This is a genomic window from Streptomyces niveiscabiei, from assembly GCF_033794345.1.
Classification (GTDB): domain Bacteria; phylum Actinomycetota; class Actinomycetes; order Streptomycetales; family Streptomycetaceae; genus Streptomyces; species Streptomyces niveiscabiei.
Window position 1 is genome coordinate 108,589 of record NZ_JARAYJ010000015.1, and the last position, 21,525, is coordinate 130,113.

The 21,525-nt window shown below is 71.0% G+C and carries 18 protein-coding genes and 1 pseudogene; 11 read left to right on the forward strand and 8 right to left on the reverse strand.

Annotated features, from left to right (window positions below; translation table 11 throughout):
* Positions 1–47 precede the first annotated feature (47 nt).
* Positions 48–1,268 carry an ROK family protein gene (locus tag PV682_RS21965; protein ID WP_319732376.1) on the reverse strand — a complete coding sequence of 407 codons (1,221 nt, stop codon included), beginning with the start codon at positions 1,266–1,268 and terminating at the stop codon, positions 48–50.
* Between the two features lie 124 nt (positions 1,269–1,392).
* Here PV682_RS21965 and PV682_RS21970 point away from each other — a divergent pair, with 124 nt between their 5' ends.
* The 3 genes from PV682_RS21970 (at position 1,393) to PV682_RS21980 (ending at position 6,704) form a co-directional block, all read left to right on the forward strand.
* Positions 1,393–2,838: an MGH1-like glycoside hydrolase domain-containing protein gene (locus PV682_RS21970; RefSeq protein WP_319732378.1), complete on the forward strand. Its 1,446-nt coding sequence runs from the start codon at positions 1,393–1,395 to the stop codon at positions 2,836–2,838.
* Positions 2,835–4,772: an amylo-alpha-1,6-glucosidase gene (locus PV682_RS21975; protein ID WP_319732379.1), complete on the forward strand. Its 1,938-nt coding sequence runs from the start codon at positions 2,835–2,837 to the stop codon at positions 4,770–4,772. The genes PV682_RS21970 and PV682_RS21975 overlap by 4 nt, the downstream gene beginning before the upstream one ends.
* Before the next feature lie 162 nt (positions 4,773–4,934).
* Positions 4,935–6,704 (forward strand): CDP-alcohol phosphatidyltransferase, encoded by a 1,770-nt coding sequence (locus tag PV682_RS21980; protein WP_407705716.1) that lies wholly within the window; start codon positions 4,935–4,937, stop codon positions 6,702–6,704.
* A gap of 4 nt (positions 6,705–6,708) precedes the next feature.
* Here the strand turns inward: PV682_RS21980 and PV682_RS21985 are convergent, their stop codons facing one another.
* Together PV682_RS21985 and dusB are read right to left on the reverse strand one after the other, a co-directional pair.
* A complete protein-coding gene (locus PV682_RS21985; protein WP_319732383.1) occupies positions 6,709–7,239 on the reverse strand; it encodes a hypothetical protein in 531 nt (176 codons plus the stop codon).
* Between the two features lie 47 nt (positions 7,240–7,286).
* Complete coding sequence (gene dusB, locus PV682_RS21990; protein ID WP_319732385.1) at positions 7,287–8,429, reverse strand: tRNA dihydrouridine synthase DusB; 1,143 nt, start codon at positions 8,427–8,429, stop codon at positions 7,287–7,289.
* 106 nt (positions 8,430–8,535) lie between these two features.
* Here dusB and PV682_RS21995 point away from each other — a divergent pair, with 106 nt between their 5' ends.
* On the forward strand, positions 8,536–9,987 hold the full coding sequence (locus PV682_RS21995) for an MFS transporter (RefSeq protein ID WP_319732387.1): 1,452 nt from the start codon (positions 8,536–8,538) through the stop codon (positions 9,985–9,987).
* 137 nt (positions 9,988–10,124) lie between these two features.
* Here PV682_RS21995 and PV682_RS22000 read toward each other — a convergent pair whose 3' ends face one another.
* Positions 10,125–11,507, reverse strand: a complete 1,383-nt coding sequence (locus PV682_RS22000) for a glycine--tRNA ligase (protein ID WP_319732389.1) — start codon at positions 11,505–11,507, stop codon at positions 10,125–10,127.
* A 228-nt stretch (positions 11,508–11,735) separates the two neighbouring features.
* Here PV682_RS22000 and PV682_RS22005 point away from each other — a divergent pair, with 228 nt between their 5' ends.
* From PV682_RS22005 to PV682_RS22020, 4 genes are all read left to right on the forward strand, one after another.
* The gene (locus tag PV682_RS22005; RefSeq protein WP_319732390.1) at positions 11,736–12,692 is read left to right on the forward strand and encodes a metal ABC transporter substrate-binding protein; all 957 of its coding nucleotides are present in this window, start codon (positions 11,736–11,738) and stop codon (positions 12,690–12,692) included.
* A gap of 24 nt (positions 12,693–12,716) precedes the next feature.
* On the forward strand, positions 12,717–13,472 hold the full coding sequence (locus PV682_RS22010; RefSeq protein WP_319732392.1) for a metal ABC transporter ATP-binding protein: 756 nt from the start codon (positions 12,717–12,719) through the stop codon (positions 13,470–13,472).
* 1 nt (position 13,473) lies between these two features.
* A complete protein-coding gene (locus PV682_RS22015; protein ID WP_319732395.1) occupies positions 13,474–14,376 on the forward strand; it encodes a metal ABC transporter permease in 903 nt (300 codons plus the stop codon).
* Positions 14,377–14,437: 61 nt separating this feature from the next.
* Complete coding sequence (locus PV682_RS22020) at positions 14,438–14,848, forward strand: Fur family transcriptional regulator (protein ID WP_319732397.1); 411 nt, start codon at positions 14,438–14,440, stop codon at positions 14,846–14,848.
* On the opposite strand, the gene PV682_RS22025 is transcribed toward PV682_RS22020, so the two are convergent.
* The 3 genes from PV682_RS22025 to recO are packed head-to-tail and all read right to left on the reverse strand — an operon-like array spanning position 14,845 to position 17,836.
* Positions 14,845–16,176 carry a histidine-type phosphatase gene (locus tag PV682_RS22025; protein WP_319732399.1) on the reverse strand — a complete coding sequence of 444 codons (1,332 nt, stop codon included), beginning with the start codon at positions 16,174–16,176 and terminating at the stop codon, positions 14,845–14,847. The two genes, PV682_RS22020 and PV682_RS22025, sit on opposite strands and share 4 nt — an antisense overlap.
* A gap of 40 nt (positions 16,177–16,216) precedes the next feature.
* Positions 16,217–17,071 carry an isoprenyl transferase gene (locus PV682_RS22030; protein ID WP_055719061.1) on the reverse strand — a complete coding sequence of 285 codons (855 nt, stop codon included), beginning with the start codon at positions 17,069–17,071 and terminating at the stop codon, positions 16,217–16,219.
* A 15-nt stretch (positions 17,072–17,086) separates the two neighbouring features.
* Positions 17,087–17,836, reverse strand: coding sequence for a DNA repair protein RecO (gene recO / locus PV682_RS22035; protein ID WP_055719060.1), 750 nt, complete (start codon positions 17,834–17,836; stop codon positions 17,087–17,089).
* Between the two features lie 44 nt (positions 17,837–17,880).
* Between recO and PV682_RS22040 the strand changes: the two genes are divergently transcribed.
* A complete protein-coding gene (locus tag PV682_RS22040) occupies positions 17,881–19,092 on the forward strand; it encodes an MFS transporter (protein WP_319732402.1) in 1,212 nt (403 codons plus the stop codon).
* Here PV682_RS22040 and PV682_RS22045 read toward each other — a convergent pair.
* Complete coding sequence (locus PV682_RS22045; RefSeq protein WP_319732497.1) at positions 19,089–19,514, reverse strand: protein-tyrosine phosphatase family protein; 426 nt, start codon at positions 19,512–19,514, stop codon at positions 19,089–19,091. The genes PV682_RS22040 and PV682_RS22045 overlap by 4 nt on opposite strands.
* Positions 19,515–19,585: 71 nt before the next feature.
* On the opposite strand from PV682_RS22045, the pseudogene PV682_RS22050 reads away from it, so the two are divergent.
* Positions 19,586–20,098: pseudogene (locus tag PV682_RS22050) on the forward strand (SigE family RNA polymerase sigma factor); the annotation flags it as partial.
* Positions 20,099–20,504: 406 nt separating this feature from the next.
* Positions 20,505–21,521, forward strand: coding sequence for a hypothetical protein (locus PV682_RS22055; RefSeq protein WP_319732404.1), 1,017 nt, complete (start codon positions 20,505–20,507; stop codon positions 21,519–21,521).
* Positions 21,522–21,525 lie beyond the last annotated feature (4 nt).

Sequence of the window (21,525 nt, forward strand, 5' to 3'; positions counted from 1 at the left end):
GAAACCCCTATCAAGCGTGGCGAGAATCACTCCTGAGACGTACCCGTCTAATACCCCAGAGCCATGAGCCGCTCCTCCACCCGCTCCGGCGCGTAGAGGTGCTCCACGACCAGCGCGCCCGCCCCGATCAGCCCCGCCCGCTCCCCCAGCCGCGAGGTCACGACCTCCAGATGAGCGGTCGAGCGCGGCAGGGCCCGCTGGTAGAGCAGCTCCCGCACCCCGGTCAGGAACGGCGTACCCGCGAGGTCCCCGGCGATCATCAGGACACCCGGGTTGAGGAGGGTGACGACGGTCGCGAGGACGTCCCCGACCTGCCGCCCGGCCTCCCGCGCGAGCGCCGCCGCCTCCGGATGCCCCGAGGCGAGCAGATCCCGTACGTCGGCTCCCGAGGCCGCCGGTACACCGCTCTCCGCGAGCCTGCGGGCCACCGCGCCACCGCTCGCGACGGCCGCGAGGCAGCCGTACGAGCCGCAGCGGCACAGCGCGTCGGCGCCCACCCGGATATGGCCGATGTCGCCCGCGCCGCCGTCGATCCCCCGGAAGATCGAGCCGCCGACGACGACGCCGGCGCCGATCCCGGTGGACACCTTGACCAGCACGAACGCCGAGCAGTCGGGGTGGGTGGCGCGCTGTTCGCCGTACGCCATGAGGTTGGCGTCGTTGTCGACGAGGACCGGGACGGCCGGGGCGCCCGTGCGGTCGGTGAAGGCGCGGGCGAGGCGGCCTCTTATGTCGTACCCGTCCCACCCGGGCATGATCGGCGGCTGGACGACGCGGCCGGTCTCCATGTCGACGGGGCCGGGGACCGCGAGGCCGATGCCGCACACCTCGTCCGGCCGGTGGCCCGCCTTCTCCAGCAACTCCGCGAACCAGGCGCCGAGTTCACCGAGGACCTGGTCCGGTCCCGCCTCGATGACGAGGGTCCCGGAGTGCTCGGCGAGGATCTCCCCCGTGAGGGTGAGGACGGCCGCGCGGGCGTGCCGGGTCTCCAGGTCCGCCGTGAGGACCACGGCGTGCGCGTCGTCGAACTCCAGGGTGATGGAGGGCCTGCCCCCGAGGGGTGAGTCGACCGGTCCCCCGGCGCCCTCGCGCAGCCAGCCCGCCCGGAAGAGCCGGTCGAGCCGCTGGCCGACGGTGGCCCGGGAGAGCCCCGTCATCTGCTGGAGCGCGCCACGCGTCGTCGCCCTGCCGCTGCGGACGAGCCCGAGCAGCTCTCCGGCGCTCGCCTGACCCCGAACCTGACCTCGTGCCGACGTCCGACCGGTCATGCGCACCCCCTTGTGTTTCCCAAGCCTGCATTACATATTGAGTTTTGCGTGTTAAATAGACGTAACCCTACGGTAGCCACTACCGAACCGGCCGGTCAGCCATGTCGTCTTCGGGGAGCCCCGAGTGGATCGCACCGCCCAGCTCATCGCCCGCTCAGCCGGGCCCACCACTGCATACGATCCTGGTACTACGGGATCGCCGCACTCCAGGGCGGTACGGGTACTACAGGAGAACTGGACCGGCACCTCGACCGTCCCCTCGCGCAGCCTGTACCCGCACCAGTGGTCGTGGGACTCGGCGTTCATCGCGATCGGCCTGAGGCACGTCTCGCCGGTGCGCGCGCAGACCGAGCTGGAGACGCTGCTCGCGGCCCAGTGGGGCGACGGCCGGATCCCGCACATCGTCTTCAACCCCTCCGTCCCGCTCGACGCGTACTTCCCGAGCCCCGACTTCTGGCGCTCCTCGGCCGCCGGGCGCGCTGCGGGCGCCCCGCGCACGGTACAGACCTCCGGCATCGTGCAGCCACCGGTCCACGCGCTGGCCGCCTGGCTGGTGCACTGCGCCGACCCCGGCCTGTCGCGGGCGCGCGGCTTCCTGTCCCGGGTCTACCCACGGCTCGCGGCCTGGCACCGCTATCTGCTGCACCGCCGCGACCTCGGGGGCGGCGGGCTGGCCTCCGTCGTCCACCCCTGGGAGCAGGGGATGGACAACTCCCCTTGCTGGGACGCCCCGTTGGCGCGGATCACGCCGGCCCCCGCGCGGTCCTTCCGGCGCGCGGACCTCGACCACGGCGCCCCCGAGGACCGGCCCACCGACCTCGACTACGGGCGGTACGTCCGGCTCGCGGCCGACTACCGGGACCGCGCATACGCCGACAGGGCGCGGGAGTTCGCCGTCGAGGACCCCGCGTTCAACGCGCTGCTCGTCGCCTCGGAGCACGCACTCGCCCGGATCGCCCACGAGTTGGGGGCGACCGGCACCGCCCGGCACGCGCGCGCCGAGCGCCTCACCGCCGCCCTGCTCGACCGGCTCTGGGACCCGGCCGAGGGGATGTTCTTCTGCCGGGACGTCGTCGGCGGCGGCCTGATCCGCGAGCGCGGCGTCTCCGGCCTCGTCCCACTGCTGCTGCCCGGCCTGCCGCGCGAGGTCGCGCGGGCGGTCGTACGGACGCTGTGCGGACGGCACTTCGGGCTCGGGACGTCGACGCGGCTCGTCCCCTCCTACGACCTGCTCGGCGAGGCGTTCGACCCGCACCGGTACTGGCGCGGGCCCGCCTGGTTCAACACGAGCTGGCTGCTGGAGCGGGGACTCCGCCAGCACGGCGAGAGCGCGCGGGCCGACGCGCTGCGCGCCGCCTTCCTGCGGGCCGCCGACGCCTCGCGGTTCGCCGAGTACGTCGACCCGTACACCGGCGAGGCGTGCGGGGCCACCGGCTTCGGCTGGACCGCCGCGCTCGCGCTGGATCTGCTGCACGACAAGGAACTTGACGACATGTCAGGCAACGACATGTCAGGCGACGACATCTCAGACATGGGCATCGCGGGGACCAAGGGAGGGGACCGGGGATGACGGACCTGCATCATCTGCTCGTGTACGGCGGTACGTTCGCCGCCGTCGGCGACCGTGGGGACATCAGCGGCGTAGGCTCCGGGACCTCCCTTGAGGGCCTCTTCGTGCGCGACGCGCGGCACTTGAGCCGCTGGCAGCTCACCGTCGACGGGGCCGTGCCGGAGGCGCTGACGCCGGTCACCGCCGGGGACACCACCGCGTGCGTGCTCGTTCCGCGCGGCGGGCGCAACGAGCCGCCGTCCTGCACGCTCTTCCGTGAACAGGCCGTCGGGGACGGCTCGTTCATCGAGTCGCTGCGGGTCGTCAGCAACCGGCCGGTGCCGACGACCGTACGGCTCGCGGTCACCGCCGACGCGGACTTCACCGACCAGTTCGAACTCCGCTCCGACCACCGCACCTACGCCAAGTCCGGCATCGTGCGGCGCCGCCAAGTCCTCGACGACGGGGTCGAGTTCACCTATCAGCGCGGTGAGTGGCGGTCCTGTACGACGGTCACCGCCGACCCCGCGCCCGACGGGGTCGAGGAGACCGGGACCGGGGCCCGACGGCTCGTGTGGGCCCTGGAGCTGGAGCCGCACGGGTCCGCCGAGGTCACCCTGCGGGTGATGGCCCGGCCGCACGGCGAGAAGCGGGCGCTGCGCGTGCCGCGTTCGCCCGCCGCGGTCAGTGAGCATCTCCTCGCCGTGGAAGGGGAGTTCGTCGAAGGGGTCGCGTTTCCCACCGGGTGGCCCGAGCTGGCCGCCGCCTGTGCTCGCGGGCTCGCCGACCTCGCCTCGCTCCAGGTGCCCGCCGTCGGGCCCGACGGGGAGGAGCTGCGGGTGCCGGCCGCCGGGGCGCCGTGGTTCCTCGCGCTGCTCGGGCGGGACGCGCTGCTGACGTCCCTGTTCGCCCTGCCCTACCGGCCGCAGCTCGCGAGTTCCACGCTGCTGGCGCTCGCCGCGAGCCAGGCCACCGAGACCGGGCCGCGAGCCGTCTCGCAGCCCGGGAAGATCGTGCACGAGGTGCGGCACGGGGAGCTGGCGCACTTCCAGCAGGTGCCGTACGGGCGGTACTACGGGTCCGTCGACGCGACGCCCCTGTTCCTCGTCCTCCTCGGGGCGTACGTCGAGCGGACCGGAGACCTCGCCCTCGCCCGGCGGCTGGAGAGCCATGCCCGGGCCGCCGTCGACTGGATGCTCGACCACGGGGGCCTGTCCTCCCGGGGGTACCTCGTCTACCGCGCCGACCAGGGCGGGCTGTCCAACCAGAACTGGAAGGACTCCCCCGGCGCGATCTGCTCCGCCGACGGGACCCGGGTACGGGGGACCGTGATGGCCGCCGGCGCCCAGGGGTACGCGTACGACGCCCTTCGGCGTACCTCCTGGGTATCACGTACCGCCTGGGGGGACGAGACGTACGCCGCGCTCCTCGAACAGGCCGCCGCCGATCTGCGGGACCGGTTCCAGCGGGACTTCTGGATGCGGGACGCGTCCTTCCCCGCGCTCGCCCTCGACGGGGAGGGGCGGCAGGTCGACGCCATCGCCTCGGACGCCGGGCATCTGCTCTGGTCCGGGCTGCTCGACAAGGAGTACGGGGAGGTCGTGGGGCGGCGGCTGCTCGAACCCGATTTCTTCTCCGGGTGGGGGGTGCGGACGCTGGCCGCCGGGCAGGCCGCGTACCACCCCCTCTCCTACCACCGGGGGTCCGTGTGGCCCCACGACAACGCGCTCATCACGCTCGGGCTGGCCCGGTACGGGCTCCACGACGAGGCCCGGACCGTGGCCCACGCGCTGGTCGACGCGGCCACCGCCACCGGGCACCGGCTGCCGGAGGTACTCGCGGGGTACGGGAGGGATACCCAGGGGGTACCGGTGCCCTATCCCCACGCGTGCGTTCGCGAATCCCGGTCGGCCGCGACGCCGTTGGCCCTGTTGACGGCGGTGGGTGGGGCGTAGCCGTTGCCCTTTGGGCCGCCGTTTGCTCTGTGTTTGCCTGTTTCTGCCCCCGTCGGCTGAACACGTGCGCCGACCAGCCCGTACGAAATGATGGCGGATCCGGACCTCCACACCGGGTCCGCCGCCCAGCTGGGCCACTGCCTCGTACGGAAGGACCTTCGGGTGCCTGTCTCCACACACTCACGTCAACAGCCGGAACCTACGCCGTCCGAGGTGGAGCCGACGGTCGAGGAACCCGAGGCCGGTGAACCGCCTGTCAAGCGGTTCGCGGCCGTCCGGGAGTGGCGGAGCCGGTACCCCCTCGCCGCGAAGATCGTGTGGTGGACCGGGACCGTTCTCGCGGTGCTGCTGCTGTACACCTCGTTCCTGCTGCCCGTGTCCATCGCCGCCTTCAAGTGGTCCACCTTCATCCGGCTGCCCGGCGAAGCGATCGTCGTCGCGGCCCTGTTGATCGCCCTGCCCCGCAAGGCGCGGCTCGTGTTCGCCGTCGTCGGGGGGATCGGGCTGGCCGCGCTGACCGTCGTCAACGGGCTGGAGATGGGGTACCGGGACTACCTCGGCCGGAGCTTCAACCCAGTGCTGGACTGGGAGTTGCTCGACGACGCGAAGTCGTACGTGGCGGACTCCTCGGGCAAGACCGCCGCGAACCTGCTCGCGATCGGGCTGGTCGTCCTCGTCGTGCTGCTGTTCGCGGGGATGGTGGGCGCACTGATCCGGGTCGGGAACATCCTCGCGCGGGACGTCCAACGGGCCACCCGGGGAACGCTGTTGGTGGGAACGGCGTGGATCACGTGCACGATCCTCACCGTGCACGTCGCGGGCATCCCGTTCGCCTCGTACCGGGCGGCGGCCGGGCTGAACTCCCAACGGCGGCAGGTCGAGGCGACGTTGAAGGACGAGGCCGCGTTCAAGAAGATCGCGAAGAGCGACAAGTTCGGCAACACGCCCCCGGCGCAGCTCGTTCCGGACCTGCGCGGCAAGGACATGCTGTTCACGTTCATCGAGAGCTACGGCCGCAGCGCGATCGAGGACCCGATCATGGCGCCGGGCGTCGACAAGATGCTCACGGAGAACACGGCGGCGCTCGCGAAGATCGGCTTCCACGCCAAGAGCGGCTGGCTGACGTCGTCGACGTACGGCGGCGGCAGCTGGTTCGGGCACTCGACGACCATGTCGGGCCTGTGGATCGACAACCAGCAGCGCTACCGCACGGTGATGGCGAGCGACCACCTCTCCCTGACCAAGGCGTTCCAGAAGACCGGCGCTTGGGACACGGTCGGCATCATGCCGGGCGTGCAGAAGAGCTGGCCCGAGCAGAAGTACTACGGCCTCGACAAGGTCTACAACGCCTTCCAAATGGGCTACCAGGGGCCGAAGTTCAGCTGGTCGACGATGCCGGACCAGTACGCGCTGGAGTCCTACCAGCGCCTGGAGCACGGCAAGAAGCGGGACAAGCCGCTGATGGCCGAGATCATCCTGACGTCCAGCCACATGCCGTGGGCGCCGATCCCGCAGCTCGTCAACTGGGAGGACGTGGGCGACGGTTCGGTCTTCGACGCGATCCAGAAGGCGGGCAAGAAGTCCTCGGACGTCTACAGCGACGACACCAAGGCCCGTGAGGAGTACGGCAAGTCGGTGCAGTACTCGGTGACCGCGCTGACCCAGTGGATGGAGCGGTACGCCGACGACGACACGGTCCTCGTCTTCCTCGGCGACCACCAGCCGAACGCCAAGGTGAGCGGCGCCAAGGCCAGCCGCGACGTACCGATCTCGATCGTCGCCAAGGACCCCGAGGTCCTGGAGAAGGTGGCCGGCTGGAACTGGACGGACGGCCTGAAGCCCGCCCACGACGCCCCGGTCTGGAAGATGGACCAGTTCCGCGACCGCTTCCTCACGGCCTACGGCTCGACCCCGCACCCGAAGACCAACTGACGGTTCACGGCGGCTCGTTCATCGCGTCGCGGGCCGCTTCGACGAACGCGGTCAGGGAGGTCGAGTAGGCCTCCATGGCCGCGTCGAAGCGCGCGAACGCCTCTGGCCCCTCCCGGGAGATGTCGGCCAGGGAACCGTTGGTGCGTGTGGCCGCCGTCAGGACCGCCTTGGCCATCTCGGCCAACTGGCCAGGTCCCTCAAGCGAGATGACGCGCACGCTGTGCATGAGCGGGTCGTACGCCTCGCGCGCCTCGGCCCGCAGTTCCTCGATGCGCGCCAGAAAGCCTTCCGGGCCGGCCGGCCGGAAGCGGACCTCGCCGGCCTTCCAGTACAGCTCGCTCATCCCGTGCGCGCACCGCATCAGCTCCAGGTACGCGTCCCTCCGCAACTCCCGCACCCGGCCCTCCTGTTGGGCCTTCGCCGAGGCCTCCGCCTGGACCCTGGCGGCGCGGACGTTCCCCAAGTTGGTGACCCAGCCCGCCAGTACGGCCGTACCGCCGGTCAATGCCGCGACCCACACCGCGCTGTCCGCCACGCGATCAGTGTCGGCGGGCTCCGGCGCGGTGTCGAGAGGGCGTCCGATCAGCCACCCGACGTGTCCAGCTCCGCGTCCTCGCTCACGCCCGCGCAGTCGTACGGGTCCTTCAGCCAGCCGTCGGGGAGGACGACGCGGTTGTTGCCGGAGGTGCGGCCCCGGGGGCCGTCGGCGCCGGTCGGCCAGGGCTGGGCGAGGTCCAGCTCGTCGAGGCCGGCGCGGAGTTCGGCCAGGGACGAGGTGATCGCGAGGCGTTTGCGCATCTCGCTGCCGACCGCGAAGCCCTTCAGGTACCAGGCGACGTGCTTGCGGAAGTCGATGACGCCCCGCGACTCGTCGCCGAGCCATTCGCCGAGGAGGGTCGCGTGGCGGACCATGACGTCGGCGACCTCCTTCAGGGACGGCCGGGCGACATCGTCCAGGCGGCCCTCGAACGCCGCGACCAGGTCCGAGAACAGCCACGGCCGGCCCAGGCACCCCCGGCCCACCACGACTCCGTCGCACCCGGTCTCCCGCACCATCCGCAGCGCGTCCTGCGCCGACCAGATGTCGCCGTTGCCGAGGACGGGGATCTCCGGGACGTGTTCCTTGAGGCGCGCGATGGCGTCCCAGTCGGCGGTGCCGCCGTAGTGCTGGGCGGCGGTGCGGCCGTGCAGGGCGATCGACGTCACGCCCTCCTCGACGGCGATGCGGCCGGCGTCGAGGTAGGTGATGTGGTCGTCGTCGATGCCCTTGCGCATCTTCATCGTGACGGGGAGGTCCCCGGCGCCGGAGACGGCCTCGCGGAGGATCGCGCGCAGGAGGTTGCGCTTGTACGGGAGGGCCGAGCCGCCGCCCTTGCGGGTGACCTTCGGGACGGGGCAGCCGAAGTTCAGGTCGATGTGGTCGGCGAGGTCCTCCTCCGCGATCATGCGGACGGCCTTGCCGACGGTCGCCGGGTCGACGCCGTACAGCTGGATCGAGCGGGGCGTCTCGGTCGCGTCGAAGCGGATGAGCTGCATGGTCTTGTCGTTGCGCTCGACCAGCGCGCGGGTGGTGATCATCTCGCTCACGAACAGGCCTTTTCCGCCGCTGAACTCTCGGCAGAGAGTGCGGAAGGGCGCGTTGGTGATACCGGCCATCGGCGCCAGGACGACGGGCGGCTGGACGGTGTGCGGGCCGATCTGGAGCGGCTGGGCGGTCGTGGGCATTGCTCCATTGTCGCGCATGGGACGGGTGGGCCGAACGGGTGAAGTCCAGGATCTTGTATCGGTCATTAGTTAGACGCACTATCGATACGGGCGTACAGTGGTGGGCATGCCGGAGCTCAGCCATCACCGTCGACTGCTGGTGCTCGCGATCTGCTGCATGAGCCTGCTGATCGTGAGCCTGGACAACACCGTGCTGAACGTGGCGCTGCCGTCCATGCAGCGCGATCTCGACGCGAGTACGTCGGGTCTCCAGTGGACCATCGACGCGTACACGCTGGTCCTGGCCTCGCTGCTGATGCTCGCGGGGTCGACCGCCGACCGGATCGGGCGGCGCAAGGTCTTCATGACCGGGCTCGTCGTCTTCACGGTCGGGTCCGTGCTGTGCTCGCTCGCGCCGAACCTCGAACTCCTCGTCGTCGCGCGGATGGTGCAGGCCGTCGGCGGTTCGATGCTCAACCCCGTCGCCATGTCGATCATCACGAACACGTTCACCGACGCGCGGGAGCGCGCGAGGGCCATCGGCGTGTGGGGTGCCGTCGTCGGGATATCCATGGCCGCCGGGCCGCTCGTCGGAGGGCTGCTCGTCGAGTCCGTGGGGTGGCGGGCGATCTTCTGGCTGAACCTCCCCGTCGGGGTGGCCGCGCTGCTCCTCACGCTGCGGTTCGTCCCCGAGTCCCGCGCCGAGCGGCCCCGGCGGCCCGACCCGGTCGGGCAGGTGCTGGTGATCGCGCTGTTCGGGTCGCTCACCTGCGCGATCATCGAAGCGCCGGTCTCCGGGGCCGGGGTCAGCGCCCCGTTCGGCGTCCTCGCCGTCGCCGCGCTCGCCGGGCTGCTGTGGTACGAGCCCCGGCGTACCGATCCCCTCATCGACCTGCGGTTCTTCCGGTCCGCTCCGTTCAGCGGGGCCACCGTGATCGCGGTCTCCGCGTTCTCCGCGCTCGCCGGGTTCCTGTTCCTGTCGACGCTGTACCTCCAGAACGTCCAGGGGCTCAACGCGCTGCACGCCGGGCTGTGGATGCTGCCGATGGCCGTCCCGACGTTCCTCTGCGCCCCCGTCTCCGGGCGCCTCGTCGGTACGCGCGGCCCTCGCATCCCCCTCCTCGTCGCCGGGGTCGCCATGTCCTCGGGCGCGCTGCTCTTCGCGGCCTTCGACGCCGGGGCCTCCGACACCGGGCGCTTCCTCGGCTACCTCCTCTTCGGCATTGGCTTCGGCTTCGTCAACGCGCCGATCACGAACACGGCGGTGTCCGGCATGCCCCGCGCACAGGCCGGGGTCGCCGCGGCCGTGGCCTCCACCAGCAGGCAGCTCGGGCAGACGCTGGGCGTCGCGGTGGTCGGCGCGGTCCTGGCGTCCGGCATCAGCGCGTCCTCGTACCGCGAGACCTTCACCTCGGCCGCCACCCCGGGCTGGTGGATCATCGTCGGCTGCGGGCTGTCCGTCCTGACCCTCGGGCTCCTGACCAGCGGGCGCTGGGCCCGCGGGACGGCGGCGCGGACGGCCGAGCGGCTCCGGGCACCGGAGATCCAGGGGGTGGAGTCGAAGATCTCGACGGGCTGAGCCGGGCCACCGGAATCACCGGCACACGCCTCCGGAATCACCCACGGAAACCGCCCCGCACCCCCAGCCGCACGCCGCCGCACAGCACAACGCCGGGCCCCCGACCAACAGGAGCCCGGCGTCGCAGAGTTACCGCCCTAGCAGCCGATCAGCCGGCTCGCGAGGTACCCCTCGATCTGGTCGAGAGACACCCGCTCCTGCTTCATCGTGTCCCGCTCCCGCACGGTCACCGCGTTGTCGTCGAGCGTGTCGAAGTCGACGGTGACGCAGAACGGCGTACCGATCTCGTCCTGACGGCGGTACCGGCGCCCGATCGCACCCGCGTCGTCGAACTCGATGTTCCAGTGCTGCCGCAGCGCCTGCGCGAGCCCCTTCGCCTTGGGCGAGAGGTCGGCGTTGCGGGACAGCGGCAGCACGGCGACCTTCACCGGCGACAGGCGCGGGTCGAGCCGCAGGACGGTCCGCTTCTCCAGCTTGCCCTTGGCGTTGGGCGCCTCGTCCTCGACGTACGCGTCGAGCAGGAACGCGAGGAGCGAGCGGCCGACACCGGCGGCGGGCTCGATGACGTACGGGGTGTAGCGCTCGCCCGCCTCCTGGTCGAAGAAGGAGAGGTCCTGGCCGGAGGCCTTGGAGTGCGCGGTGAGGTCGTAGTCCGTGCGGTTGGCGACGCCCTCCAGCTCACCCCACTCGTTGCCGCCGAACTGGAAGCGGTACTCGATGTCCGCGGTGCGCTTGGAGTAGTGGGAGAGCTTCTCCTTGGGGTGCTCGTACCACCGCATGTTCTCCTCGCGCATACCGAGGCCGGTGTACCAGTTCCAGCGCTCCTGCATCCAGTACTCCTGCCACTTCTCGTCCTCGCCCGGCTTGACGAAGAACTCCATCTCCATCTGCTCGAACTCGCGGGTGCGGAAGATGAAGTTGCCGGGCGTGATCTCGTTGCGGAAGGACTTGCCCATCTGGGCGATGCCGAACGGCGGCTTCTTGCGCGAAGCGACCTGCACCAGCGCGAAGTTGGTGAAGATGCCCTGCGCGGTCTCGGGGCGCAGGTAGGCGACCGAGCCGGTGTCCTGGGTGGGGCCGAGGTGGGTGGAGAGCAGGCCGGAGAACTGCTTGGGCTCGGTGAACTGGCCCTTGTTGCCGCAGTTGGGGCAGTTGATGTCGGCCATGCCGTTCTCGGGGAGGCGGCCGTGCTTGGCCTCGTACGCCTCTTCCAGGTGGTCCGCGCGGTACCGCTTGTGGCAGGCGGTGCACTCGGTCAGCGGGTCGGAGAACGTGGCGACGTGGCCGGAGGCGACCCAGACGTCGGGGGCGAGGATGACGGACGAGTCGAGACCGACCACGTCCTCGCGCGACGTCACCATGTAACGCCACCACTGGCGCTTCAGGTTCTCCTTGAGCTCGACACCGAGGGGGCCGTAGTCCCAGGCGGCGCGCTGGCCGCCGTAGATCTCACTGCAGGGGAAAACGAAGCCACGGCGCTTGCTCAGGCTGACGATGGTGTCGATCTTGTCGGCGGCCACGATGCTCTCTTCATAACGACGGTAACGACGACGGGCGAAGCGGCTGCGCCCGCGAAAGAACGCGGAAGAAGCGGAGAAGTGTGCTTCGGGGCGCATGCTTCGGAGCGAACCCTCAGGGTACCGGCGGGGACTCCCCCTCTTCCAAATCGGAACCGTCATCCGCACCGCCAGCCGTCCGCGACCAGCTCTTGTTGACAACGGTTTCCATATTTGTTGAAAATGGCTTTCATGAACGTACGACGACTCATATCGGGCACCGCCCTCGCGGCGGCCGGTGCTCTCTCCCTCGGCGCCCTCACCGGCTGCTCCTCCGACAGCGCCGCCGCCGACGGTGACGGCAAGTTCGACATCGTCGCGTCGTTCTACCCGATGGCCTTCCTCGCGGAGCAGATCGGCGGCGACCACGTCAGCGTGACCAGCCTGACCGAGCCCGGCCAGGAGCCGCACGACCTGGAGATCAGCGCCAAGCAGACGGCGAACCTGGAGAAGGCCGACGCGATCGTCTACCTGAAGAACCTCCAGCCGTCGGTGGACGCGGCCGTCAAGCAGTCCTCGGTGAAGACCAAGGTGGACGCCGCCTCCCTCACCACCCTGGAGAAGCACGGCAACGAGGTCGGCGGCCACGCGGCCGAGGCCGACCACACCCACAACGACGAACTCGCCGGCCTCGACCCGCACATCTGGCTCGACCCGGTCCGCTACTCGCAGGTCGCCCAGGGCGTCGGCGCCGCCCTGGAGAAGGCCGACCCGGACCACGCGGCGGACTACAAGAAGAACACCGCGGCCCTGGTCACCAAACTCGCCGCCCTGGACACGCAGTTCAAGACCGGCCTCGCCAACACCAAGACGAAGGTGTTCATCACCACGCACGCCGCCTTCGGCTACCTCGCCGAGCGCTACGGCCTGACCGAGGAGGCCATCAACGGCCTCGACCCCGAGTCGGAGCCGAGCGCCGCGCGCGTGAAGGACCTTGAGAAGATGGCCAAGGCCGACGGCGTCACCACGGTGTTCTACGAGACGCTCGTCAGCGACAAGACCGCGAAGACCATCGCCTCGGACGCGAACCTGAAGACGGACGTCCTGGACCCGATCGAGGGCATCACGGAGAAGTCCCGCGGCAAGGACTACTTCGCGGTCCAGGAAGCCAACCTCAAGGCACTCCAGAGCGCCCTGGGAACAAAGTGAGCCCGAAGTGACTTGGAGGACGGCATGACCACTGAGCCCGTCATATCCCTGCGCGGCGTGCGCGCCGAGCTGGGTTCGCGGCCCGTCCTCCGCGGGATCGACCTCACCGTGCGGCGCGGTGAGGTCGTCTCGCTGCTCGGCGCCAACGGCTCCGGCAAGTCGACGGTGATCCGCGGCGTGATCGGCCAGGTCCCGCTCAGCGCGGGCGAGATCGAGCTGTTCGGCACCCCGCGCAGGCGGTTCCGCGACTGGTCGCGCGTCGGGTACGTCCCGCAGCGTACGACCGCCGCCGGCGGTGTCCCGGCGACGGTCACCGAGGTCGTCTCCTCCGGCCGCCTCTCCCGCGCCCGCTTCGGCGTCCTGCGGAAGGCGGACCACGCGGCCGTACGGCACGCCCTGGAGCTGGTCGGCATGGCGGACCGCGCCAAGGACAGCGTGGACGCCCTCTCCGGCGGCCAGCACCAGCGCGTCCTGATCGCCCGCGCGCTCGCCTCCGAACCCGAGCTGCTGATCATGGACGAGCCGATGGCGGGCGTGGACCTGGCCAGCCAGGAAGTGCTGGCCCAGACCCTGAAGGACCAGGTCGCGGCGGGTACGACGGTCCTGCTCGTGCTGCACGAACTCGGGCCCCTTGAGCCGCTGATCGACCGGGCGGTGGTCCTGCGCGACGGCTGCGTCCTGCACGACGGCCCGCCCCCGCACGCGGTCGGACAACACGCTCTGCCGGGCCACGACCACGTCCACCCCCACGAGCCGATGCACACGGGACTGCTGAGCTGACATGGACTTCCTCGACTACGCCTTCATGCAGCGGGCCCTGCTCGCCGCCGTCCTCGTCGGCATCACCGCCCCCGCCGTCGGCATCTACCTCGTCCAGCGCCGCCAGGCCCTCATGGGCGACGGAATCGGCCATGTCGCGATGACCGGCGTCGGCCTCGGCTTCCTGCTGTCCTGGTCGCCGGTGTGGATGGCGACGCTGGTGTCCGTACTCGGCGCGGTCCTCATGGAGTTGATCCGCTGGTACGGCAAGACGCGCGGCGACATCGCGCTCGCGATGCTCTTCTACGGCGGCATGGCGGGCGGTGTGATGTTCATCAACCTCGCGCCGACCGGGTCCAACGCGAACCTCACGTCGTACCTCTTCGGGTCCCTGTCGACGGTCTCGCAGTCCGACGTGACCGCGATCTGCGTCCTGGCCGCGTTCGTCGTCCTCGTCACGCTCGGCCTGCGGCGGCAGCTGTTCGCCGTCAGCCAGGACGAGGAGTTCGCGCGGGTCACGGGGCTGCCGGTGCGGGCGCTGAACCTGCTCACCGCGGTCACCGCCGCCGTCACGGTCACCGTCGCGATGCGGGTCGTGGGGCTGCTGCTGGTCAGCGCGCTGATGGTGGTGCCGGTCGCCGCCGCGCAGCAGCTCAGCCGGAGTTTCGCGGCGACCTTCGCGATCGCCGTCGCCATCGGGGTGAGCGTGACCATCGGCGGCACCGTCACGTCGTACTACCAGGACGTGCCGCCCGGCGCGACGATCGTCCTGCTGACCATCGGCGCGTTCATCGCGCTCACGGCGCTGTCGGCGCCCCTCGCGCGTCGGCGCGCCCGCGCGCACGCCCTCGCGCGGCCCGACGGGAATGCCGTGGAGTGCGCGATTCCGGCCACCCGGAAGGCGGGCGGCGGGGTCGGCGTCTGACCGGGCACCGGCCGGGCTGGCACAATGGCCCGGCAGGTGCTCAGACGTTCAGGAGGCAACGGTGACGACCGCTGGACCGCCCGTGAAGGGCCGCTCCACCCGGCAGCGTGCCGCAGTGGCGGCGGCGCTCGACGAGGTCGACGAGTTCCGCAGCGCCCAGGAACTCCACGACATGCTCAAACACAAGGGCGACTCGGTGGGCCTGACGACGGTCTACCGCACCCTCCAGTCCCTCGCGGACGCCGGCGAGGTCGACGTCCTGCGCACCTCCGACGGCGAATCCGTCTACCGCCGCTGCTCCACCGGCGACCACCATCACCACCTCGTGTGCCGCGTCTGCGGCAAGGCGGTCGAGGTGGAGGGCCCGGCGGTCGAGAAATGGGCCGAGGCCATCGCGGCGGAACACGGCTACGTCAGCGTCGCGCACACGGTGGAAATCTTCGGCACCTGCGCGGACTGCGCCGCGCTTTAACCCCGCTTGAAGCAGCGCTGCAATTCCGTGAAGTCGTAGAAAACGCTGTTCTTCGCGACCGGCTCGCAGTCCGCCTTGAAAGGGATCTCCTTCTCGTTGTAGAGCATCCGTACGAGATACCGGGTGCCCTTCTGATACACGTCCCACTGGATGTTGGCACCCAAGGGGGCCACGTCGGCGCCCCTCCAGGGGTTGTTCTTGTACGTGTACGACTGCCCCGGAGCCGCCGGCTTCGTGCTTCCCGGGAGGCCCATCAGGGCGGCGAGGGGGATGATCTCCTCGGCGTGGGTGAACCGGAGTTCGGCGCCCAGCGTGGAGGTGCCGGACTTCTTCGCCTCCACCTGGGCGAAGAAGTCGTCCAGCAGGACGTCCGCCATCTTGTACGTGATGTCGGAGTCCGCGAAACCGGGGCCCTTCTCGTAGAAGTCCTCGGCGTCTCCCAGATATCCGAACCAGGCGGCGTCGGTGCGGGAGATATAGCGCTCCAGACCCCAGCCCTTTCCTTCCGGGCTTTCCTGGATCATCGCCGGGGCGATGGCGTACAGGTTGTAGACGGCTTCCGCCGCGGCCACCTTGTCCGCGATTCCGGCCACGAAGTCACGCTTGAAGATCTTCCGCAGAACGCTCACAGCCGCCCGCTGCGTCCTCGGCTGATCGGTGATCGACTTCAGGGTCGAGGCCAGGCGCTGGTCGTTCGCGAGGTACTCCTGGTACGCCTTGCCGCCCGCCGCCTTGTGGAAGTACAGGAGGTCCTTGTCGGTGCGGGTCGCGCCGATGAGCGGCTTCAACGCCGGGTCCTTCGCGGCGAGTTCACCGGCGTACTCGTTGGCGCTGTCGACCGCGCGGCCCTGGCCGGAGCTGACGACGTCGATCTTCTCGCCCTTGGCGGCGATGGCCGCGAAGAGGGACGGCACCCGGGAGGCCATCCGGTCGGCCGTGTCGCGCATCTCCGCGCGGCCCCGCCCGCTGAGGTTCCCGTACCCGACCTTCGCCATGGCCGCGAGCAGCGCCCGCACCTTGGGCCCGAACTCCTCGCCCTTGCGGGTGAGTTGCCCCGACGCGGCGGCCTGGTCCCACAGCGCGAGGATCAGGTCGCCGTCCTCGCTGTCGGTGGCGGCGCGGGAGCCGTGCCGGGAGACGTTCTCCGTGAAGACGGGGACGAACCCGGCGGGGGCCTTGGAGTACGACGCGGGGCGCTGCTCAGGCGCGTACGGCGCCTTCGTGCCGTAGCTGTCGAGGTGCGCCGGGGGCCGGGGCGCGGCGACGGCCGGGGCCGCCGCGACCGCTACGGCGCACAGGGCCGCGAACGCGGGGGTTACGTGCTTCATGGGCGGATCGTCCGTGAGCCACGTGAACCCCCGGTGGCGCTCAGGTGACCGGCTGCTCGCCCTCGCCCGTCCGTCCCTCCATCGCGAGGAGTTCCTCGTTCGGGATGGCCCCGCCGAACCGGCGGTCGCGGGAGGCGAACTCGACGCAGGCGCGCCACAGGTCGCGGCGGTCGAAGTCGGGCCACAGGACGTCCTGGAAGACCATCTCGGCGTAGGCGCTCTGCCAGATCAGGTAGTTGGAGGTGCGCTGCTCGCCGCTGGGCCGCAGGAACAGGTCGACGTCCGGCATGTCCGGGTAGTAGAGGTACTTCGCGAGGGTCTTCTCGGAGACCTTGGACGGGTCGAGCCTGCCCGCCTTCACGTCCTCCGCGAGGGCCTTGGCCGCGTCGGCGATCTCGGCCCGGCCGCCGTAGTTCATGCAGAAGTAGAGGGTCAGCCGGTCGTTGTCCTTGGTCTGCTCCTGCGCGATCTGGAGCTCCTGCGCGACGGACTTCCACAGCTTCGGCATCCGGCCGACCCACCGCACGCGGATGCCGAGCGCGTCGAGCTGGTCGCGGCTCTTGCGGATGAAGTCGCGGTTGAAGTTCATGAGGAAGCGGACCTCGTCGGGCGAGCGCTTCCAGTTCTCGGTGGAGAAGGCGTACAGCGAGATGTTCCTCACACCCATCTCGACGGCGCCCTGGAGGACGTCGAGGACCTGCTCGGCGCCGACCTTGTGGCCCTCCGTGCGGGGCAGCCCGCGCTCCTTGGCCCAGCGGCCGTTGCCGTCCATCACGATCGCCACGTGCTCCGGCACCAGCTCGCCGGGAAGCTTCGGCGGACGCGCGCCGGAGGGGTGCGGCTCCGGCGTCCGGTACTCGCGCCGCTGACGCCCCAGGATCCCGCGTACGACCATGTCCTTCTCGTCTCCCTAGCTTTTTTCCACGTACCTGAGCGAGCGCAGCCCCCGCTCCAGGTGCCAGTGCAGGTACGCGGACACGAGTCCGCTGCCCTCCCGGACGTACCGGCTCTCCGCCGTGTCCGCCGTCTCCCAGTCTCCCGTAAGCAGCGCGCCCAGGAGGACCAAGGTCTGCGGGGAGGGTACGACGCTGCCGGGCACCCGGCAGTCGACGCAGACGCAGCCGCCGGAGGCGACGGAGAAGAAGCGGTTGGGTCCTGGGAGTCCGCACTTGGCGCAGTCGCCGAAGCTGGGGGCGTAGCCGTTGACGGCGAGCGAGCGCAGCAGGAACGCGTCCAGCACGAGGTGCGGGGCGTGCTCGCCCCGGGCCAGCGTCCTGAGCGCCCCCACGAGCAGCAGATACTGCTGCACCGCCGGTTCCCCCTCGTGGTCCGTGAACCGTTCGGCCGTCTCCAGCATGGCCGTACCGGCGGTGTACCGCGCGTAATCGGCCACGATCCCGCCACCGTACGGAGCGATGGTCTCGCTCTGCGTGCACAACGGCAGTCCCCGGCCGACCAGTTCGCTCCCCCGGGTAAAGAACTGGACATCGACGTGGGAGAAAGGTTCCAGACGCGCCCCGAACTTCGACTTTGTCCGCCGCACACCCCGCGCGACCGCGCGTACCCTGCCATGGCCGCGTGTGAGCAGGGTGATGATTCTGTCCGCTTCGCCCAGTTTCTGGGTGCGCAGGACGATGCCGTCGTCGCGGAACAGGCTCATGGGGCCATTCTCGCATCGAGCGGCTTTCTGAAGGGCGGGCGTAGGTGGGGCGGGACTTCCGGTGGCTGTGGGGGGCCTACGCGGTCAGCGTGTTCGGTACGTGGCTGGCGTTCGACGCGTTTCCGATGATCGCCGTGCTGGCGCTGGACGCGAGTCCGGCGGCCGTGTCGGCGCTGGCGGCGGTGGGCCCTGCCGTGGGGGCGCTCGCGGCGGTGCCGCTGGGGCCGTGGGTGGAGTACCGGCGCAAGCGGCCCGTGATGGTCGCGATGGACGTCGTGCGGTGCGTGGCGCTGCTGAGCGTGCCGCTCGCGTACGCGCTCGGGGTGCTGGGGCTCGCGCAGTTGCTGCTGGTGTCGGTGGTGGTCGCCGCCGCGGACATCACGTTCACGTCCGCCAGCGGGGCGTTCGTCAAGTGGCTCGTGCCCAAAGACCAGTTGCTCGCGGCCAACGGGCGGTTCGAGTCGACGATGTGGACGGCGACGATGGTGGGGCCACCGCTGGGCGGCGCCGCGATCGGAGCCGTGGGTCCGGTCGTCACGGTGATCGCGAACGCGGTGAGCTTCCTGCTGTCGGCGCTGGGGCTGGCGCGGGTACGCGGCCGGGAGCCCGAGCCGGTCAAGGCGCCCGCTCTCGACTGGCGTGAGCTGCTGGAGGGTTGGCGGTACATCCTCGCGGACTCCGTCCTGCGCCCCCTCCTGCTCAACGCGATGGTCGTCAACGGGCTGGTCATGGCCGGGATGCCCCTCCTCGCCGTCCTCCTGCTCGGCGAACTCGGCCTCCCGCCCTGGCAGTACGCGCTCGCCTTCGCCGTCCCCTGCGTCGGCGGGCTCATCGGCTCCCGGCTCGCCCGCCACCTGGTCCCCCGCCGGGGGCGGCGCCGGATGCTGCTGTGGTTCGGCACGCTGCGGGCGTGCTGGCCGGTGGGGCTCGCGTTCGTGGGCCCCGGGGTGGCGGGGCTGGCACTGATCATGCTGGTCGAGTTCGGGCTGATCATCTGCTCCGCCGCCTACAACACCGTCCTCTCCACCTTCCGGCTGGAGTCGACGCCGGCCGACCGCGTCACACGCGTCCTGTCGGCGTGGTCGGTGAGCACGAAGGCGGGGATCGCGTCGCTGACCGCGCTGTGGGGGGTGGTCGCGGGGATGACGGGGACACGGACGGCGCTGGGCCTGGCGGGGGTGGTCCTGCTGGCAACTCCCTTGATGCTGCTGGGGGTTCGCAAGGCGGCGGCCCCTGCGGAGAAGGTCGCGGGCTAGAACCGGCGTACGTACCGGCTCTGCCAGGGCGTCTCCACCGCCCCCTTGTGGTAGTTCCGGCGCACGAACTCCACGGCCTCGTCCGCCGGTACGCCGTCCAGGACCGCCAGGCACGCCAGCGCCGTCCCCGTACGCCCGCGGCCTCCCCCGCACGCCACCTCGACGCGTTCCTCCCCGGCCCTGCGCCACGCCTCCGTGAGCGCGTCCCGGGCGTCCTCGCGGTCCTTGGGCAGCCGGAAGTCGGGCCAACGCAGCCAGCGGGAGGGCCAGTTGTGGGGCGGGGGCGGGCTGCCGAGGAGGTACAGGCCGTACGTGGGGGCGGGGTCCGCCCGGGGGAAGGGGTGCCGCAGCCCTCTCCCCCGTATCCGCCGGCCCGACGGCAGCTCCAGTACGCCCGGTGTGTCCCGCTCCCAGATCTCCATCCGACGATTCTTGCCCACCGGGCAACCCTTTTCGCGTTCTGTGCGGTCTGGGGGGCGAGGAGGAGTACTTGATGCGTGACGAGCTGGAAGAGCAGTTCCAGGAGTTCGTCCGGGCGCGGTGGGCGCGGCTGGTGCGGACGGCGTACCTGCTGACGGGAGACCCGCACCACGCGGAGGACCTGACGCAGACCGCCCTGGCCAAGGCGTACCGGTCCTGGCGGCGGGTCTCGCGGGCGGACAGCCCCGAGGCGTACGTCCGCCGCATGCTCGTCACCTGCAACAACGACCGCTTCCGCAAGCGGCGGGTACGGGAGTCGCTGACGGCCGCGCCGCCCGACACCGTCGCCTACGCCGACCACCCCGTCGAGGACCGCGGCCCCCTCCTCACCGCCCTCGCCGAACTCCCCGACCGCCAGCGCGCGGTCGTCGTCCTGCGCTACTGGGAGGACCTCTCCGAATCCGAGGTCGCCGAGATCCTCGGCTGCTCCCCGGGCACGGTGAAGAGCCAGGCCTCCAAGGGCCTCGCGAAGCTGCGGACACATCCAGGACTGGCCCGGACACCCGGAGGTGGGCCCCACGGGGGTGGACCCTCCCTACGGGCGTCCGGGCCGGGGGGAGCCGGCTCCGGAGGGGGACCCCAGGGGGGCGGGTCCCACCGACGGGCGCCCGGGCTGGAGGGGGCGGCACCGGAGGGTGGGCTCCACGGGGGTGGGTCCACCCGACGGACGCCCGGTCCGGGGGAAGACGGCTCCGGAAGGGGACCCCACGGGGGTGGGTCCCTCCGACCGGCGTCCGGGCCGGGGGAAGCGGTGAGGGGGCAGGTGCTGACGGAGGAGGCGCCGGCGGGGGACGACGCGTCCGCCTACGCCCGCCTTCCGCAGCAGCCTGTCCGGCCGGCCGCTCCGCCGGCGCCGCGAACCCGCCCCACCTCCGCTTCCCTCGGCCCGCGCCCCCTGTCCCCCACCCCGACACTTCAGAAAGGAACCGGCGATGAGCGGTGAGCAGGACGGGCGACGGAACGACGCCGGGGGCGGTGAAAGCGAGGAATGGGTGCGGGAGTTGCTCGCTGAGGACGCGTACGCCATCAGTCCCTCGCCCGTGCCGTATCCGGCGATCCGGCGGCGGGGGGTGATCGAGCGCAGGCGGCGGCTCGCTGTCGCGGGTGTGGTGATCGCGGCGCTCGGGATCGTGCCCGTGGCGACGTGGGCCGTGGTCCGGGGGGACCACGCCGACACGGTCGTGGCGGGACCGCCGGCCGGGGACTCCAGCAGCGCCGACGCATCGGGCGACTCCGGTGCCCCGGACAGCCCCGGTGCCTCGAACGGCCCCGGCGACTCCAGCGGCTCCGGCCGCTCCGCCTCGGGCAGCTCCGCCACCCCCCAGGGCCCCACCCCTCCCGCCACCCCCGCCCAGCTCGTCGCCGGTATCACCTTCGCCCAAGCCGCCGACGGCCTCGAAAAGTGCCTGGCCTTCGACCGCTCGGGCGTCCAGCACCCCGGCGAGGAGGGCCTGGGCGAAGCCTCGGAGTACCGGATCATCCTGGCGATCCCCAGCACGGGCGACTCCAACTCACCCGGCGACGGGATCTACGTGGTCGCGGTGAAGGAGAAGCCCACCCCGGTCCGCCTGATCTGCACGCTGAAGAACGGCAGGGCCGAGGGCATCAACAGCAGCGGCGGCGGCGCCGAGGAGTTCGTGCCCTTGGTGTATCCGGACATCAACAGCGGCAGGCTCTACCAGCAGTCGTTCATCGACCGGGGCAACTGGAAACTCCCCTTCCGCTGGGGAGTCATCGGCACGTACGTCCCGGCAAAGGTCACCCGGGTGACCGCCTCGTACGGTACGAGTACCCCCGTGGAAGCAACCCTGGACCACGGCTGGTACGTGGCGACCGGCGTCCTGGACCGCCAGGTGACCCGGGCCCCCCACCTCAAGGGCTACGACTCCAGCGGGAGGCTGGTCTACGACTCGGACACGGACACGACGTACGAACACACCCTGCCCTGATACC